This window comes from Blautia sp. Marseille-P3201T, assembly GCF_900120295.1.
Classification (GTDB): Bacteria; Bacillota; Clostridia; order Lachnospirales; family Lachnospiraceae; genus Blautia.
Map to the genome: position 1 here is coordinate 446,284 of NZ_LT635470.1, position 15,942 is coordinate 462,225.

At 39.8% G+C, this 15,942-nt stretch carries 14 protein-coding genes; 13 read left to right on the top strand and 1 reads right to left on the bottom strand.

Annotated features, from left to right (window positions below):
• Positions 1–2 precede the first annotated feature (2 nt).
• Both plsY and BQ7352_RS10470 read left to right on the top strand, forming a co-directional pair.
• Positions 3–647: a glycerol-3-phosphate 1-O-acyltransferase PlsY gene (gene plsY / locus BQ7352_RS10465; RefSeq protein ID WP_072449160.1), complete on the top strand. Its 645-nt coding sequence runs from the start codon at positions 3–5 to the stop codon at positions 645–647.
• 6 nt (positions 648–653) lie between these two features.
• Positions 654–1,670 (top strand): NAD(P)H-dependent glycerol-3-phosphate dehydrogenase, encoded by a 1,017-nt coding sequence (locus BQ7352_RS10470; RefSeq protein WP_072449161.1) that lies wholly within the window; start codon positions 654–656, stop codon positions 1,668–1,670.
• Between the two features lie 153 nt (positions 1,671–1,823).
• Here the strand turns inward: BQ7352_RS10470 and BQ7352_RS10475 are convergent, their stop codons facing one another.
• The gene (locus BQ7352_RS10475) at positions 1,824–2,657 is read right to left on the bottom strand and encodes an aldo/keto reductase (RefSeq protein WP_072449162.1); all 834 of its coding nucleotides are present in this window, start codon (positions 2,655–2,657) and stop codon (positions 1,824–1,826) included.
• A gap of 348 nt (positions 2,658–3,005) precedes the next feature.
• Between BQ7352_RS10475 and BQ7352_RS10480 the strand changes: the two genes are divergently transcribed.
• The 11 genes from BQ7352_RS10480 (at position 3,006) to acsV (ending at position 15,924) form a co-directional block, all read left to right on the top strand.
• Positions 3,006–3,326 carry a cobalt transporter gene (locus BQ7352_RS10480; protein WP_072449832.1) on the top strand — a complete coding sequence of 107 codons (321 nt, stop codon included), beginning with the start codon at positions 3,006–3,008 and terminating at the stop codon, positions 3,324–3,326.
• Positions 3,327–3,328: 2 nt separating this feature from the next.
• Positions 3,329–3,511 carry a CooT family nickel-binding protein gene (locus BQ7352_RS10485; protein ID WP_072449163.1) on the top strand — a complete coding sequence of 61 codons (183 nt, stop codon included), beginning with the start codon at positions 3,329–3,331 and terminating at the stop codon, positions 3,509–3,511.
• Positions 3,512–3,572: 61 nt separating this feature from the next.
• Entirely contained in the window at positions 3,573–4,490 is a 918-nt protein-coding gene (locus tag BQ7352_RS10490; protein ID WP_072449164.1) for a methylenetetrahydrofolate reductase, read from the top strand.
• 33 nt (positions 4,491–4,523) lie between these two features.
• Positions 4,524–5,294 carry an ATP-binding protein gene (locus BQ7352_RS10495; RefSeq protein WP_072449165.1) on the top strand — a complete coding sequence of 257 codons (771 nt, stop codon included), beginning with the start codon at positions 4,524–4,526 and terminating at the stop codon, positions 5,292–5,294.
• 229 nt (positions 5,295–5,523) lie between these two features.
• Complete coding sequence (gene cooS, locus BQ7352_RS10500; protein ID WP_072449166.1) at positions 5,524–7,416, top strand: anaerobic carbon-monoxide dehydrogenase catalytic subunit; 1,893 nt, start codon at positions 5,524–5,526, stop codon at positions 7,414–7,416.
• Positions 7,417–7,441: 25 nt separating this feature from the next.
• Positions 7,442–8,209, top strand: a complete 768-nt coding sequence (locus BQ7352_RS10505) for an ATP-binding protein (protein ID WP_072449167.1) — start codon at positions 7,442–7,444, stop codon at positions 8,207–8,209.
• Between the two features lie 21 nt (positions 8,210–8,230).
• The gene (acsB, locus tag BQ7352_RS10510; RefSeq protein ID WP_072449168.1) at positions 8,231–10,357 is read left to right on the top strand and encodes an acetyl-CoA decarbonylase/synthase complex subunit alpha/beta; all 2,127 of its coding nucleotides are present in this window, start codon (positions 8,231–8,233) and stop codon (positions 10,355–10,357) included.
• Between the two features lie 256 nt (positions 10,358–10,613).
• Positions 10,614–11,552 carry an acetyl-CoA decarbonylase/synthase complex subunit delta gene (gene acsD, locus BQ7352_RS10515; RefSeq protein ID WP_072449169.1) on the top strand — a complete coding sequence of 313 codons (939 nt, stop codon included), beginning with the start codon at positions 10,614–10,616 and terminating at the stop codon, positions 11,550–11,552.
• 25 nt (positions 11,553–11,577) lie between these two features.
• Positions 11,578–12,924 carry an acetyl-CoA decarbonylase/synthase complex subunit gamma gene (acsC, locus tag BQ7352_RS10520; RefSeq protein ID WP_072449170.1) on the top strand — a complete coding sequence of 449 codons (1,347 nt, stop codon included), beginning with the start codon at positions 11,578–11,580 and terminating at the stop codon, positions 12,922–12,924.
• 189 nt (positions 12,925–13,113) lie between these two features.
• Positions 13,114–13,899, top strand: a complete 786-nt coding sequence (acsE, locus tag BQ7352_RS10525) for a carbon monoxide dehydrogenase/acetyl-CoA synthase methytransferase subunit (RefSeq protein ID WP_003021416.1) — start codon at positions 13,114–13,116, stop codon at positions 13,897–13,899.
• A gap of 90 nt (positions 13,900–13,989) precedes the next feature.
• Positions 13,990–15,924, top strand: a complete 1,935-nt coding sequence (gene acsV, locus BQ7352_RS10530) for a corrinoid activation/regeneration protein AcsV (RefSeq protein WP_072449171.1) — start codon at positions 13,990–13,992, stop codon at positions 15,922–15,924.
• Positions 15,925–15,942 lie beyond the last annotated feature (18 nt).

Here is a 15,942-nt window from a genome sequence, read left to right on the forward strand (position 1 = left end):
AAATGTTAGCGCGGATGATTTGTCTGGTAATCGGCTATGTATGTGGGTTGTTTCAGACATCCTACATCTATGGAAAGAAAAACGGAATTGATATACGTGAACATGGAAGCGGAAATGCGGGAAGTACCAATGCGTTGAGAACACTTGGGAAAAAGGCAGGAGCTTTAACGCTGTTAGGCGATTGCTTGAAATGTGTAGTGGCAATTTTTATTGCCAAGTTACTTTTCGCTTCTCATCAGGGAGAGGATTTGCTTCTGTTAGAATTATACGCGGGAGCAGGATGTATTTTAGGACATAATTTCCCATTCTATCTAAAATTTAAAGGCGGAAAGGGAATTGCAGCATCAGTGGGGCTTTTACTTGCCTTTGACTGGAGGCTGTTTCTGATTTGTGCTGTTTTATTTTTTGGGGCATTTTTCCTTACGCATTATGTATCCCTGGGATCTTTGCTGGCATACTTTGGATTTGTAGCAGCACTTATTATTTTTGGACAAATGGGAACTTATGACTGTACACAGCCTGCATTGTATGAGATGTATGGTGTGGCAGTAGCATTAATGCTTCTTGCATATTGGCGGCATAGACAGAATATTGTTCGTTTAATACACGGAAACGAAAATAAAATTTTTCTGGGGAAAAAGAGGTAGAAGCTTATGAGTAAAGTAAGTGTAATTGGGGCAGGAAGCTGGGGTACGGCTCTGGCAATTCTTTTGGAGAAAAACGGACATCAGGTGACTCTGTGGTCGCACAGGGAAGAAGAGGCTGAAAAGCTGGCGAAAAGCAGAGAGCATAAATCAAAGCTGCCGGGGGTACATATACCGGAAGGAATTGCAATCACCGGGGATTTAGAAGAGGCTCTGAAAGAAAAAGAGGTTATTGTTTTTGCAGTACCTTCTGTAGCGGTACGCAGCACGGCGAAAAAAGTCAGCCCTTATGTGAACGAAGGGCAATTGATTGTAAATGTGGCAAAGGGAATAGAAGAGTCTACTTTGATGACGCTTACCGATATCATTGAAGAAGAAATTCCCGGGGCAAAGGGCTGTGTGTTATCCGGCCCCAGTCATGCAGAGGAAGTAAGCCGAGGGCTTCCTACAACTTGTGTGGTTGGCGCAAAGGATAAAGAAACAGCGGAGTTTTTACAGAATATTTTTATGAGTCCTGTATTTCGTGTTTATATCAGTCCGGATATCCTGGGTATTGAGCTGGGCGGCGCACTGAAAAATGTAATTGCACTGGCAGCGGGAACAGCAGATGGACTGGGATATGGTGATAATACAAAGGCTGCATTAATTACAAGAGGAATTACAGAGATTGCCCGTCTGGGTATTGCCATGGGTGCAAGAGCAGATACTTTTTATGGCTTGTCGGGTATTGGTGATTTAATTGTGACTTGCGCCAGCAAGCATAGCAGGAATAGAAAAGCCGGCTATCTTATGGGACAGGGGAGAAATATGTATCAGGCTATGGATGAGGTTAATATGGTAGTGGAAGGTGTATATTCTGCCAAGGCAGGTCTTGCGCTGTCGAAAAAATATAACGTTGAAATGCCTATTATTGAACAGGTAAATAAAGTACTCTTTGAAGGAAAGGCACCGGCAGAAGCAGTGAAAGAACTAATGGTGCGAGATAAGAAGATTGAGTCCTGGGACAGTACGTGGACAATGGAATAAAAATAGAGAAGCTGCATATTTATGTGATATGTAGCTTCTCTGTTTTTTGTTTCATAGGAAATGGCATCCTATGAAACGAAAAATGCTCCGCAAGGATGCGCAGCTCGCAAAAATGAAATTATCATTTTGTGAACCGCTCGCGCGCAATCTTTCTTATAAATAAGGCACCATGTCTTCGGGAACGCCGGTAATACGCTGTCCGGTATTCATGGCAGAAATAGCGGACATTTCTTCTTCGGTTAAAGAAAAATCGAATATTTTGCTGTTTTCTTCGATATGATTTTTCTGCCCTGATTTAGGAATGACAGAAATATTTTGCTGGACAAGCCAGCGAAGTCCGATTTGTGCAGGTGTCTTTTGGTGTTGCTTTCCGATTTCGATCATTAAAGGACTATTTGCATAAGCGCCCCTGGCGAGAGGTGCATAAGCCTGAATGGCAATTCCATTCGTCTGACAATAAGAAATAAGTTCCGGGTTCTGGAAAAGAGGATGCATTTCTATTTGATTGACAGCAGGAGTAATATCAGATGCTTCTTTTAATAGTTCCAAATCATGTATGGAAAAGTTTGAAACACCAATAGATTTTATTACACCGGAAGACTGTAATTTCTCAAAAACCTGCCAGGTATTGCAGAAACAGCCGGGTACAGGCCAGTGGATTAAATATAAGTCTAAATAATCCAATCCTAATCTTTCCAGACTGCGATAGAAACTATCTTCAATATTTCCGATACGCTGTGCGGTATTCCAGAGCTTTGTAGTAATAAATAATTCACTGCGTGGGATGGAAAGAGCCTTGATTGCTCTTCCGATACCTTCTTCGTTTTTATAAAAAGAAGCTGTGTCAATCAGATGATAGCCACAGGAAAATGCTTCCAGAATTCCCTGTTTTAATTCCGTGTCATCTAATGTTTTATATGCGCCAAGTCCTAATAAGGGCATTTCTCTTGTGTCGTTTAATTGGATGATGTGATTGCCGAAAGACATATAAAAACCTCCTTGTAGTTAAAAACAGTATAACATGAAAATATGAAGAATGTACAACGTTTTTATTAAATTTTGGCATTGATAAAAGATTGTTCAAAAACCTACAAAATATGAAAAAAACAAAAGCAGTACAAAAAGAACAAAAGTAAGGCGTTGGAGCTATTGAACAAAAACAACAAAAAGTTAAGCAAATAAGGGAAGATATTGAAAATATTTACAGGTTGGACGGAGAAAAAAACATAAAATATCTTGATAAAAATAATGAAACCATGTATAATGAAGTTAATTGATAAATTATTGTCATTCAGTGCGCAAAAATATAAAAAGGCGCATAGAAAGGATGGAAAAATGCATTTAATTAAAGATGAAAATGGGAATGTGATTCCTCATGGCGGTGAACATCATCATCATGAGCATGAACATTGTGGCAGCTGTAATAGTGATTGCCAGGGAAGCTGTACTGATGAAGTGGTAGCTTTATTAAATTATATGTTATCACACAATGAGCATCATGCAGAAGAATTGGATCAGATGGCAGAAAACCTGGAAAAATTAGGTATGTCAGATGCTGCAAAATCCGTTAAAGAAGGTGTTGCGGATTTTAAAAAAGGTAATATGCGTTTGGGACTGGCCCTGACACTTGTTAAGGAACATTTAAAGGAGGCTTAAATATGTGTCTTGCAACTGTTCAAAAAGAAAGTGATAATACTGTTATTTGCAAAATGGTAAGTCGTATTGATGTAGAAGGAGAAAATGTTATTCTTCGTGATATCATGGGCGAAAAAACAGTAATAAAAGGGAAAATCCTTATGGTGGATTTGGCGAACAGCATTGTAAAGCTGGATTGCGAATAAGATTTTAAAGGGTAACACCTTAAAATAATATAATATTTTTTTAATGCGGAGGTACAAACTTATGAAATTATCAGATGCAATGAGAGAGAAAATGCTCCTTTCTTTTGAGCTTTTCCCACCAAAAACAGACAAAGGTATGGAAAATCTTCCTGGAACAATTGAACATTTATGTAAGTATAAACCAGAATATATTTCCTGTACATACGGAGCCGGCGGAACAAACGTTGGTAAAAACATGGATGTATGTAAAATGATTAAAGATGCAGGAACAACTCCTGTTACACATTTTACATGTATTGGAAACACAGCAGAAGGTATTAAAGAACAGCTTCAGAATTACCTGGATAATGGCGTGGATCATATGCTGGCTCTTCGTGGAGACCTTCCATTTGGATGGACAGGAACAGGCGGTGATTTCGCTTACGCAACAGACTTAGTTGCTTATGTTCGTAAAGAATTTGGCGATAAAATTGAAATCGCAGTTGCAGGTTCACCAGAAGGACATATTTCCTGCCGTAGTTTAGAAGCTGATATCGCAGTTCTGAAACAGAAACAGGACAATGGTGCTGATTACATTATGACTCAGTTATGCTGGGATATGGAACAGTTTAAATACTGGTTAGATGCAATTCGTTGTGCCGGTATTACAATGCCTGTTGATGTAGGTATTATGCCAATTTTAGATCAGGCTGCTACAATCAATATGGCTCTGTCACGTAACGCATGTGTAATGCCACGTGAACTTTGCGAAATTATCTCCAAAAACTGGATCTTCCCAAATCCATTTGTACAGGATCCATTTGATGCAGATGTTGAAGGCAAGAAAGCAAGATTTAAAGAAGCTGGTATTGAATATACAATCAGACAGATTGATGAATACCGTGCTTGCGGTATCGATGGTATCCATCTGTACGCATTAAATAAATGGAAAGACGTATCTGAAATTATTGATCGTTCAGGACTTCGTACATTAGTATAAAAAAATGTAAAACAAACATAGGAGGTGCCCTTTATGGCGCATGTAATTGCAGTTGCCGGAAAAGGCGGCGTAGGTAAGACAACATTGACTGGACTTATTATTCAGTATCTGGGCGAAAAGGGCAAAGGTCCTATTCTTGCAGTAGATGCAGATGCGAATTCAAACTTAAATGAGGTGCTTGGTGTAGAAGTGGAAGCTACTCTCGGCGATGTCCGTGAAGAAGTTGCCCGCTCTGAAATGGCGAAAGATAATCCTATTCCGGCAGGAATGACAAAAGCGGATTATATGGAGTTTAAGTTTGATGATGCTTTGGTTGAGGATAAGGATTTTGACTTGCTGGTTATGGGACGCACACAGGGAAAAGGCTGTTACTGTTTTGTAAATGGTCTTTTGCAGGCGCAGCTTCAGCGATTAGAAAAAAATTATCCGTACATTATCGTAGATAATGAAGCTGGAATGGAGCACATCAGCAGAGGTGTACTTCCCGGTATGCAAACAGCAATTCTGGTGAGTGACTGTTCCCGCAGGGGCGTACAGGCAGTAGGAAGAATTGCAAAACTGATTGAGGAATGTGATATGCATCCTCGTCAGATTGGATTGATTATTAACCGTGCACCGGGTGGCGTGCTTAATGAGGGTACAAAGCAGGAAATTGAAAATCAGGGACTTCATCTTTTGGGCGTAGTGCCTCAGGATGAAACGGTTTTTGACTATGACTGTGAAGGAACACCTACTATTAAATTGCCGGAAGACTCTCCGGTGAAAAAAGCTATACGGGAAATAGTCGATAAGTTAGATATTTAAAGCGTAAGCTTTCTCCTCTCTGTCCGGGCATAAGAAGAACCTGTTGTAGCACAAGCTATGAAATAGCTGGAAACAATTTTGATGCAGCTATTGAGACAGAGAGGATTTTTTATAAAGCTTGTAACCCCCTGGGGTGGATATAGGGGTATACAGTCCACCCGAAAATTGAAGAATGCCAACTTCAGGAAAAAATATTTGAAAAAGAGGCGACAATAAAAGGAGGATATTCATGAGTGAATTCAGATTAACAACAGTAGAAGAATTTGAAGCTGCTACTGCGAGACTTCTGGAAACAGGCGCTAAAGTAGGCGCTGATTCCTGGCAGGCTCGTGTAAAAAATCAGACACCACATTGTAAATTTGGAGAAGAAGGTATTTGCTGCCGTATCTGTACAATGGGACCATGCCGCATTACAAAGAAAGCACCAAGAGGTATTTGCGGTTGTGACGTACATGGTATCGTAGGACGTAACTACCTGAAATTTACAGCAGGCGGAGCTTCCGCACATTCCGACCATGGTCGTGAAATCTGCCATACTCTGTATGAAACAGCGGCAGACGGATGCTATAAAGTAAAAGACCCTGAAAAATTAATCCGCATTGCAAAAGAATGGGGAATGGAAACAGAAGGCAAAGACATTTATGAATTAGCACATGAAGTTGCGTTAGAAGGTTTAATGGAATACGGTAAACCATTCGGAACTCAGAGATTTTTAAAGAGAGCTCCTGAGTCACAGCAGAAATTGTGGGAAGAAAACGAATTAGCACCATATGCTATTGACAGAGAGGTTTCCCGTTCTCTTCACATGACTCATATGGGATGTTCTTCCAAACCGGAAGCTTTAGTAAAACAGGCTATCCGCTGCGGTCTTGGCGATGGATGGGGCGGTTCCATGATGGGAACTGAATTCTCTGATATCTTATTTGGTACTCCAAAGCCAATCGAAACAGAAGCAAACTTAGGCGTTATGGTAGAAGAAAACGTAAACATCGTTGTACACGGTCATGACCCAAGTCTTTCTGAAATGATTTGTGAAGTTGCTGACAGCCCGGAAATGATTGCTTATGCAAAAGAACAGGGCGCAAAAGGCATTACAATTTCAGGTGTATGCTGTACATCTAACGAAGTTGCAATGCGCCGTGGTATTCCAATGGCAGGTAACTTCTTACAGCAGGAAAACGTTGTATTAACAGGTGCTTGTGAAGCAATCGTTGTAGATGTACAGTGTATCTTCCCGGCATTAGGACCTTTAAGCAAATGTTTCCATACAAAATTTATCACAACATCTCCAATCGCTCAGATGCCTGACTCTGAATTTGTTCGTTTTGATGCTCATACAGCACAGGAAAAAGCAACACAGATTGTAAAGATGGCGATTGAAAACTTTAAAAACAGAAAACCTGAATTAGTTCATATTCCACAGATGAAACAGAAAGCAACAGTAGGTTATTCTACTGAAGCAATCGTGAAAGTTCTGGATGGTGTTACAAACTCTCAGGTTGATGAAACAGGAACAACAAAACCATTATTACAGTGTATTACATCCGGTGTAATCCGCGGTGCTGTTGCTATGGTTGGATGTAACAATCCAAAAGTTCGTCCTGACGTTGCTCATATCGAATTAATGAAAAAATTAGTTGCAAACGATATCATTATCATTGCTTCCGGATGTTCTGCTCAGGCTGCTGCAAAAGCAGGTCTTATGGACAAGAGAGCAAAAGATATCTGTGGTGACGGTCTGAAGAGAGTTTGTGAATTGGCAGACATTCCTCCGGTACTTCACATGGGATCTTGTGTTGATATTTCCCGTATGCTGGTTCTGGCTGCAACACTTGCAAAAGACTCCGGACTTCGCATTTCACAGCTTCCGGTTGTTGGATGTGCTCCTGAATGGATGTCAGAAAAAGCTGTATCTATCGGTAACTATGTAATCGGTTCCGGACTTGATACATATCTGGGTGTTGACCCTTATGCTTCAGGTTCCAGCGAAATGGTTGAAATCCTTACAAACGGTACAAGAGAATGGTGTGAAGCAGCATTTACTGTTGAAAAAGACATCGACAAATTAGGTGATTTAATGATTGAAAGAATTGAAGAAAAGAGAGCTGCTCTTGGTATCTAATCTTTAAACAGGAAAGGTGAATGACATGAAAATTGCAGTTACAGGAAAAGGCGGCGTAGGAAAGACTACGTTTGCAGCGACCCTTGCACGTTTATATGCAGAAGAAGGAAAACATGTGCTGGCGGCAGATGTGGACCCTGATGCAAACTTGGGATTGGCCCTTGGTTTTGATGAGGAAACTCTGGACTCTATTATTCCCATTACGAAAATGCGGAAGTTGATAGAAGAGAGAACAGGTTCAGGAGAGGATAATCAGTTTTATAAATTAAATCCTCAGGTAAGCGATATACCTGATACTTATTCCAAAATGGTAAACGGCGTGAGACTGTTGGTTTTGGGTACTGTGGAAACCGGCGGAGGGGGCTGTGTCTGTCCTGAACATGTAATGCTCAGAAGGATTATCAATAATCTGGTGCTTCATCGTGACGATGTGGTTATTCTGGATATGGAAGCTGGTTTAGAACATCTTGGCAGAGGAACAACAGAGTCTATGGATCAGTTTATTGTGGTAATCGAACCGGGTGCAAGAAGCGTTCAGACATATAAGAATGTAAAACGTCTTGCAGAAGACCTTGGTGTAAAACAGGTTCGTGTTGTTGCCAATAAGGTTCGAAATGCAGAAGACGAGGAATTTGTGCGAAGCAAAATTCCGGCAGAAGACCTTCTGGGCTTCATTCACTATAACACAGAAGTTATCGATGCTGACCGTCAGGGAAAATCACCCTTTGACTTCAGCAATACAGTAAAAGAAGAAATCGCAAAAATCAAGACCATAATCGACAAGGGATTATGAGAATGTTAGGAGGAAAAGACATTGACATTATTTGAAACAGTATTTAGTGGAAATGACGCTGTCTATGGTTTAACAGAAGGTGCAATTAACGCTGCCATTGAACAGCACGGCGCTGACAAAGCAATCAGCTTCCCAAATACAGCATACAGCTTACCATGCTATTATGCTGTAACAGGTGTAAAGGTAAACACATTAGGGGAATTAAAAGAAGCATTAGGAGTTGTAAAAACTCTTATGACAAGAGAAATGAGAACACATGACATCTTTATGTCAGGTGTAGCCACAGCTCTTTGTGCAGAATTTATTGAAGTATTAAAATATATCGACGGTGCAACACCATACGAAGAACCATGCTACGGACATTTAGCAGATGCTGTTATCCGTGAACTGGGTGTTCCTCTTGTTACAGGAGATATCCCGGGTGTTGCTGTTATCTTAGGAAAAGCTCCTACAACAGAAGATGCAGTTGCATTAGTTAAGAGCTATCAGGCACAGGGTATTCTTGTTACTTTAGTTGGTGATGTGATTGACCAGTTGACAGAAGCTGGCATGAAGACAGGTGCAAATGTACGTGTTATTCCATTAGGTAAAGACGTTACATCTGTAATCCATGTTGTATCTGTTGCTTTAAGAGCTGCTTTAATCTTCGGTAACATTACACCGGGTGATGCAGGAAACTTAATGAAATATACAATGGAACGTGTTCCTGCATTTGTTAACGCATTTGCACCGTTAAATGATGTAATCGTTGCATGCGGAGCAGGCGCTATTGCTCTTGGTTTCCCTGTTATCACAAATCAGGAAGGTGTATCTGAAGTTCCTAAGAGCTTAATCGTACAGAAAGATGTAAGCAAATTCAATGCAACATCTCTGGAAGCTCGTGATATTAAGATTAAAATCACAAACATTGATATTCCGGTTGCATTTGCATCTGCATTTGAAGGTGAAATCATCCGTCGTGGTGATATGCAGGTTGAATTCGATGGTTCTCGTGTAGACTGTGCAGAGCTTGTACAGACCGTAGATGCTTCTGAAATCGAAGATCATAAGATTACAGTAGTAGGTCCTGAAGCAGACGAAATGGAATTAGGAAGCAAAAACAACATTGCGTACGTTGTTAAAGTTGCAGGTAAAAACATGCAGCCCGATTTCGAGCCTGTTATCGAGCGTAAATTCCATAATTACATTAACTGTATCGAAGGTGTATACCATACAGGACAGCGTGATATGCAGCGTATCCGTATCAGCAAGGACGCATTTAACGCAGGCTTCCGTATCAAACATATCGGTGAAGTATTATATGCTTCCGTTAAAAATGAATTTGACGCAGTTGTTGATAAGTGTGAAGTTGTTATTTACACAGATCCTGCTGAATGTACAAGAATTCGTCATGAAGTTGCTATCCCAACATTTGACAAACGTGATGACCGTCTGAAATCTCTGACAGATGAGTCTGTTGATGTTTATTACAGCTGTATTCTTTGTCAGGCGTTCTCTCCATCTCACGTATGTGTTGTTACACCGGAACGTCTGGGACTTTGCGGTGCGGTTTCATGGTTAGATGCAAAAGCTACACATGAACTTGATCCAAACGGACCTTGTCAGGTTATTACAAAAGAAAGACCAATCGATGAAAGAATTGGTGAATACGAAGACGTAAATGAAGCTGTACAGAAATTCTCTCAGGGTGCTCTGCAGGATGTATCTCTGTACTCTATCATGGAAAAACCAATGACATCCTGTGGATGTTTCGAATGTATCTGCGGTATTGAACCATTCTCTAACGGTGTTGTTATTACAAACCGTGAATACGCAGGTATGACACCACTTGGAATGACATTCCCAGAACTGGCTTCCATGACAGGTGGCGGTGTTCAGACACCTGGATTTATGGGACATGGTAAACATTTCATTGGTTCTAAGAAATTCATGAAAGCAGAAGGCGGTATCGAACGTATCGTATGGATGCCAAAAGAATTAAAAGAAACTGTTGCTGAAAGAGTAAATCAGACAGCAAAAGAACTGTACGGAATTGACAACTTCATCGATATGGTTGGTGATGAAACAATCGCAACAGATCCTGAAGAATTAGTTGCATTCTTAACAGAGAAGAACCATCCGGCTCTTTCTATGGATCCGATGATGTAAAAAGAAGGTGGAGTTTTCTCCACTTATGCGAAATGGGAGACACTTTCCGAAAATGCGGGAAGTCTCCCGTTTCATACTTTTGCGGAAAGTTGACGGAAAAAGTCGAGTATTAAAGCTTTTTTCTGGAAAGTTTTTCATGAAACTGCATGGGGAAACTTGTCAATATAGTCCGTAATGTAGTATAATACAGAGTGGTAAATGCTGATTGCCATAAAGTGTTTGCCGGTTATAAAAAATATGAAGGAGGCTAACTGAAATGCCGTTTAATCAGAAACCACAGAAATTCAATGCAAACATTAACACAGTTGAAATTGGCTGCGGGGACAAAGCAATCAAATTAGGAGGAGAAAATACTTTTCCTTTCTATACTTTTGACGCACCCATGGAAAATGCACCAAAAGTAGGTGTGGAAATTTCAGATATGGGTATTGCAAATATTCCGGGTATCCAGAATTATTATGCAGGTGCAACAACTATGGCTGAAATCGCTAAAAAAGCTGAAGCTGTAGAAGGTGCTGATTTCGTTTGCTTACGTTTGGAAGGCGGAGATCCAAATGGAGCTGACAAATCCGTAGACGAATTAATCGCTATTGTAAAAGAAGTTGGAGATGCTGTTACTTGCCCATTAGTTGTAGAAGGATGTAAAAACGTTGAAAAAGACGCTGAATTACTTCCTAAAGTAGCTGAAGTTTTACAGGGTAAAAACGCATTAGTTCTTTCAGCAAGAGAAGAAAACTACAAAGCTGTCGGTGCAGCAGCAGGTCTTGCTTACAACCAGAAAGTTGGAGCTGAGTCTGCAGTAGATATCAACCTTGCAAAACAGTTAAACGTTGTAATGACACAGTTAGGTGTGAAAGCACAGGATATTGTTATGAATGTTGGTTCAGCAGCAGTAGGATACGGTTTTGAATATGTAGTTTCTACTATGGACCGTATTAAAGGTGCTGCATTATCTCAGAACGATAATATGTTACAGATGCCAATCATCACAACAGTTGCTGATGAATCCTGGAGCGTAAAAGAAGCTATGGCTTCTGAAGAAGATATGCCAGAATGGGGTTCTCTTGAAGAAAGAGGTATCAGCATGGAAGTGCAGACAGCAGCTGCTGTTTTAGCATCTGGTTCTGACGCTGTTATTCTGAAACATCCTCAGTCCGTTGCAACTATTTCAAAAATGATTAAAGAATTAATGTAATCGTAAAACAGGAGGATTAAAACAAATGGGATTAACAGGTATTCAAATCTTTAAAATGACACCAAAGAAAAACTGTAAAGAGTGCGGTTGCCCTACATGTATGGCTTTCGCTATGAAAGTTGCACAGGGTGCTTTGGAAATTTCCAAATGTCCGCATATGTCTGATGAAGCTTTAGCTGAATTATCTGAAGCTACAGCTCCACCAATGAAAACAATCAAAGTCGGTGCGGGCGACAATGAATATACATTAGGTGGCGAAACTGTTTTATTCAGACATGAAAAAACATTCGTAAGCAAAACAAGATATGCAGTATCTCTTTGCACATGCATGGATGACGCAGCAGTAGACGCAAAACTTGCTGAACTTCAGAAAGTTGATTACGAACGTATCGGTGAAAGAATGTACGTTGAAGTGATTTATGTAAACTATGAAGAAGGTTCAGATAAAGACCGTTATGTAGAAATGGTTAAGAAAGCAGCTGCAACAGGAAGAACTCTGGTTCTTGGATGTACAGATGTTGAAGTTGCAAAAGCAGCATTAGAAGTTTGCAAAGATGGTAAACCAGTATTAAATGGTGCAACAGCAGCAAACTACGAAGCAATGAACGAAGTTGCAAAAGCAGCAGGCGTTGTTTTAGGTGTTGCAGGTGCTGATTTAAATGAAATTTACGATACAGTTGCTGCATTAGAAAAAGCAGGAAACAAAAACCTGGTTATCGATGCAACAGGTGCATCTGTAAAAGAAGCTTATGGAAATGCTGTTCAAATTCGTCGTGCAGCATTAAAAGATCAGGATAGAACATTTGGATATCCTACAATCGTAAACCTGGCAAAAATCGCTCATGGCGATAGAAACTTACAGCAGGCTCTGGCTTCCTTATTCACAGTTAAATACGGTTCTATCGTAGTTATGGAAACTCTGGATTATGCAGAAGCATTACCACTGTTCGGTTTAAGACAGAACGTATTTACAGATCCACAGAAGCCAATGAAAGTAGAACCGGGCGTATATCCGTTAAATGGCGCTGATGAAAACTCTATCTGCCTGACAACCGTAGACTTTGCTCTTACATACTTTGTTGTATCCGGTGAATTAGAGCGTTCCGGTGTTCCATGTAACCTGATTATCTCCGATGCAGGCGGACTTTCCGTATTAACTGCATGGGCTGCCGGTAAATTATCTTCTACATCTGTTGCTAAATACATTCAGGAAAATGTAGAAGGTAAAGTAAAATCCAGAAAACTGGTTATTCCGGGAAAAGTAGCTGTATTAAAAGGTGATATCGAAGCAAAACTTCCAGGATGGGAAATCATTGTTGGACCAACGGAAGCAGTACAGTTAGTAAAATTCCTGAAGGATTTAACTGCTTAATGTTTGTAAAACAGTAATGGCAGGCTGTTTTTAGGGAAGCGGTCCGCTTCGGCGGACCAAAGCTTCTCAAATCTTTTTTCATTTCTGTAAATTTCCCCATTCTTACATTGAAGCGAATGGAGAATTATAGAATAAATAGATTGAAAATAATAATTTTAAAATTATATATAAAGTAAAAGGAGAAGTATTATGGCTAAATTTGTTACAATTGGTGAAAGAATTCACTGTATTTCCCCAGTAATCCGTAAAGCTATGGCTGAACGTGATCCAGAACCAATTTTAAAACGTGCGAAAGAACAGTTAGACGCAGGTGCAACATACCTGGACGTTAACATCGGACCTGCTGAAAATGACGGTGAAGATTTAATGAAATGGGCTGTTCAGTTATTACAGTCTAATTTCGACAATGTACCTTTAGCATTAGATACAGCAAATAAAAAAGCAATCGAAGCTGGTATTTCTGTATACAACAGAAGCAAAGGTAAACCAATCGTTAACTCTGCAGATGCAGGCGGAAGAATTGAAAACATCGACTTAGCAGCAGCAAACGATGCAATCGTTATCGCTCTTTGTTCAGCAGAAGGTATTGCAGCAGACAATGATGAACGTATGATGCACTGCCAGAACATGCTGGAAAGAGGTATGATGCTTGGTATGGAACCAACAGATTTATGGTTCGACCCATTATTCCTTGTTGTTAAAGGTATGCAGGACAAACAGATGGAAGTATTAGAAGCAATCAAAATGTTCAGCGAAATGGGATTAAACTCAACAGGTGGTCTGTCTAATAACTCCAACGGTATGCCAAAACATATCCGTCCAATTATGGACTCCGCTTTAGTTGCTATGTGTATGATGCAGGGATTGACATCTGCAATCGTAAACCCATGTGACTTAAGACTTATGGAAACAATTAAATCTTGTGATGTATTCAAAAACAATACATTATATGCAGATTCTTATCTGGAACTGTAAGAAAAATACTTATTGAATAAGATAAAAATACAGGCTGTTGCAAGTTACTTGCAACAGCCTGTATAAAAAGCAGAGAAAGGCAGAATTCGTATGTTTAAAGTGACTTTTAAATTCGGTAGCGGCGAGGATGTCACGACCTTTGCCCAGGAAGGTGAAAACCTGTTAGAAGTAGCACGTGTAACCAATGTAGCAATTGATGCTCCATGTGGCGGGAATGCGTCTTGCGGAAAATGTAAGGTAAAATTAATAGAAGGAGAATTAAACTCTCCAAAAACACGCCATATTTCTGATGAAGAATATGACGGGGGCTGGCGACTGGCATGTGTAAGTAAAATTATGGGTGATGTTGCGGTGGAAGTACCCGATATTGCATCTGCTTATCGCAGTCGAATGAAAGTTGCAGATTTAAGTTCAAAGAAAGAAATCGCCATTTTTGAAAATGCAAAGAATGATTTAGAGGAAGCCGGACTTACTTTGAAAAACAGTATGGACATTTTGGAGGTTTCTATGGAAACTCCTTCTTTAGATGATACCATGCCGGATAATGAACGTTTGGTAAGAGCAATTAAAAAAGTAACAGGAGCTTCAAAAGTCAGATTGCCATTTCAGGTTCTTACAAAGATAGCAAGAGTATTCAGAGAAAGTGATTTTGAAGTTCGTTGTGTAATTCGTACTTCTGATGATGGTGATATTTTTGTATATGACGTATATCCAAAATCAGAAGATGTAGTAATCGGTGGGCTTGCTATTGATATTGGAACTACTACTGTATCAGCGTTATTGATTAATATGCTGACAGGTGAAATTATTGGAAAGGCTTCTGCCGGAAATGGACAAATTCGATATGGTGCAGATGTTATTAATCGTATTATTGAGTCTATGAAACCAGGTGGAAGTGAAAAACTGCAAAAAGCGGTAATTGATGAAACAATTAATCCGTTAATTCAACAGATGTGCAGAGCAAATGGATTTAAACCAGAGCATATTTACAGAATGTCAATCGCTGCAAATACAACTATGAACCACCTTATGGCAGGAATGGAAGGAGATCCAATTCGTATGGAACCATATATTCCTACCTTTTATAAGACAAATTCTCTGTTTGCATCAGACATTGGAATTGATATTAACAGAGATGCACATATTATTATCGCTCCCAATATTGGAAGTTATGTAGGAGGAGATATTACTGCCGGAGCTCTTGTCAGTATGCTTTGGAACCGTCCGGAGTTTTCTCTTTTTATTGATTTAGGTACAAATGGAGAGTTAGTATTTGGTAATTCCGATTTTATGATGAGCTGCGCATGTTCTGCAGGTCCGGCTTTTGAAGGCGGGGATATCAGCTGTGGTATGCGTGCAACAGATGGGGCTATTGAGTCCTGTACCATAGATAAAGAGACTATGGAGCCTTCCTATCATGTAATTGGCGAGGAAGGAGAAAAACCAATTGGTTTATGTGGTTCAGGAATTATTGACGTAATTGCTGAATTATTCCGTACTGGGATTATTAACCCAAAAGGAAAATTTGTACGCGAAGGAAAACGTGTACGTCATGATGAATATGGAATGGGAAGCTATATCCTTGCTTTTGAGGAAGAAGCAGGTTCCGTAAAAGATGTAGAAATTAATGAAGTTGATATTGATAACTTTATCCGAGCAAAAGGAGCAATTTTCTCTGCAATTCGTACTATGCTGGCTTCTCTTGACTTTGATGTTGAAATGATTGACGATGTGTACGTTGCAGGTGGTATTGGAAGTGGTATCAATATGCAAAATGCAGTAAGAATAGGAATGTTTCCGGATATTCCTATGGAGAAATTCCATTATATTGGAAATTCTTCTTTGTCTGGTGCTTATACAATGCTTCTTTCAAAAGATGCGGAGAGAAAGTGTTATGAATTGGCATCAAATATGACTTATTTAGAGTTATCGACAGTTCCTACTTATATGGATGAATTTGTGGCATGTTGTTTTATTCCACATACAGACACATCATTGTTTCCGTCCAGTATGCAGGACAAATAAAAACAAATACTATCCGAG

Excerpts from the sequence above, each read along its gene's own strand:
- plsY (WP_072449160.1), top strand. The coding sequence starts at position 3 with ATGTTAGCGCGGATGATTTGTCTGGTAATCGGCTATGTATGTGGGTTG.
- BQ7352_RS10470 (WP_072449161.1), top strand. The coding sequence starts at position 654 with ATGAGTAAAGTAAGTGTAATTGGGGCAGGAAGCTGGGGTACGGCTCTG.
- BQ7352_RS10475 (WP_072449162.1), bottom strand. The coding sequence starts at position 2,657 with ATGTCTTTCGGCAATCACATCATCCAATTAAACGACACAAGAGAAATG.
- BQ7352_RS10480 (WP_072449832.1), top strand. The coding sequence starts at position 3,006 with ATGCATTTAATTAAAGATGAAAATGGGAATGTGATTCCTCATGGCGGT.
- BQ7352_RS10485 (WP_072449163.1), top strand. The coding sequence starts at position 3,329 with ATGTGTCTTGCAACTGTTCAAAAAGAAAGTGATAATACTGTTATTTGC.
- BQ7352_RS10490 (WP_072449164.1), top strand. The coding sequence starts at position 3,573 with ATGAAATTATCAGATGCAATGAGAGAGAAAATGCTCCTTTCTTTTGAG.
- BQ7352_RS10495 (WP_072449165.1), top strand. The coding sequence starts at position 4,524 with ATGGCGCATGTAATTGCAGTTGCCGGAAAAGGCGGCGTAGGTAAGACA.
- cooS (WP_072449166.1), top strand. The coding sequence starts at position 5,524 with ATGAGTGAATTCAGATTAACAACAGTAGAAGAATTTGAAGCTGCTACT.
- BQ7352_RS10505 (WP_072449167.1), top strand. The coding sequence starts at position 7,442 with ATGAAAATTGCAGTTACAGGAAAAGGCGGCGTAGGAAAGACTACGTTT.
- acsD (WP_072449169.1), top strand. The coding sequence starts at position 10,614 with ATGCCGTTTAATCAGAAACCACAGAAATTCAATGCAAACATTAACACA.
- acsC (WP_072449170.1), top strand. The coding sequence starts at position 11,578 with ATGGGATTAACAGGTATTCAAATCTTTAAAATGACACCAAAGAAAAAC.
- acsE (WP_003021416.1), top strand. The coding sequence starts at position 13,114 with ATGGCTAAATTTGTTACAATTGGTGAAAGAATTCACTGTATTTCCCCA.
- acsV (WP_072449171.1), top strand. The coding sequence starts at position 13,990 with ATGTTTAAAGTGACTTTTAAATTCGGTAGCGGCGAGGATGTCACGACC.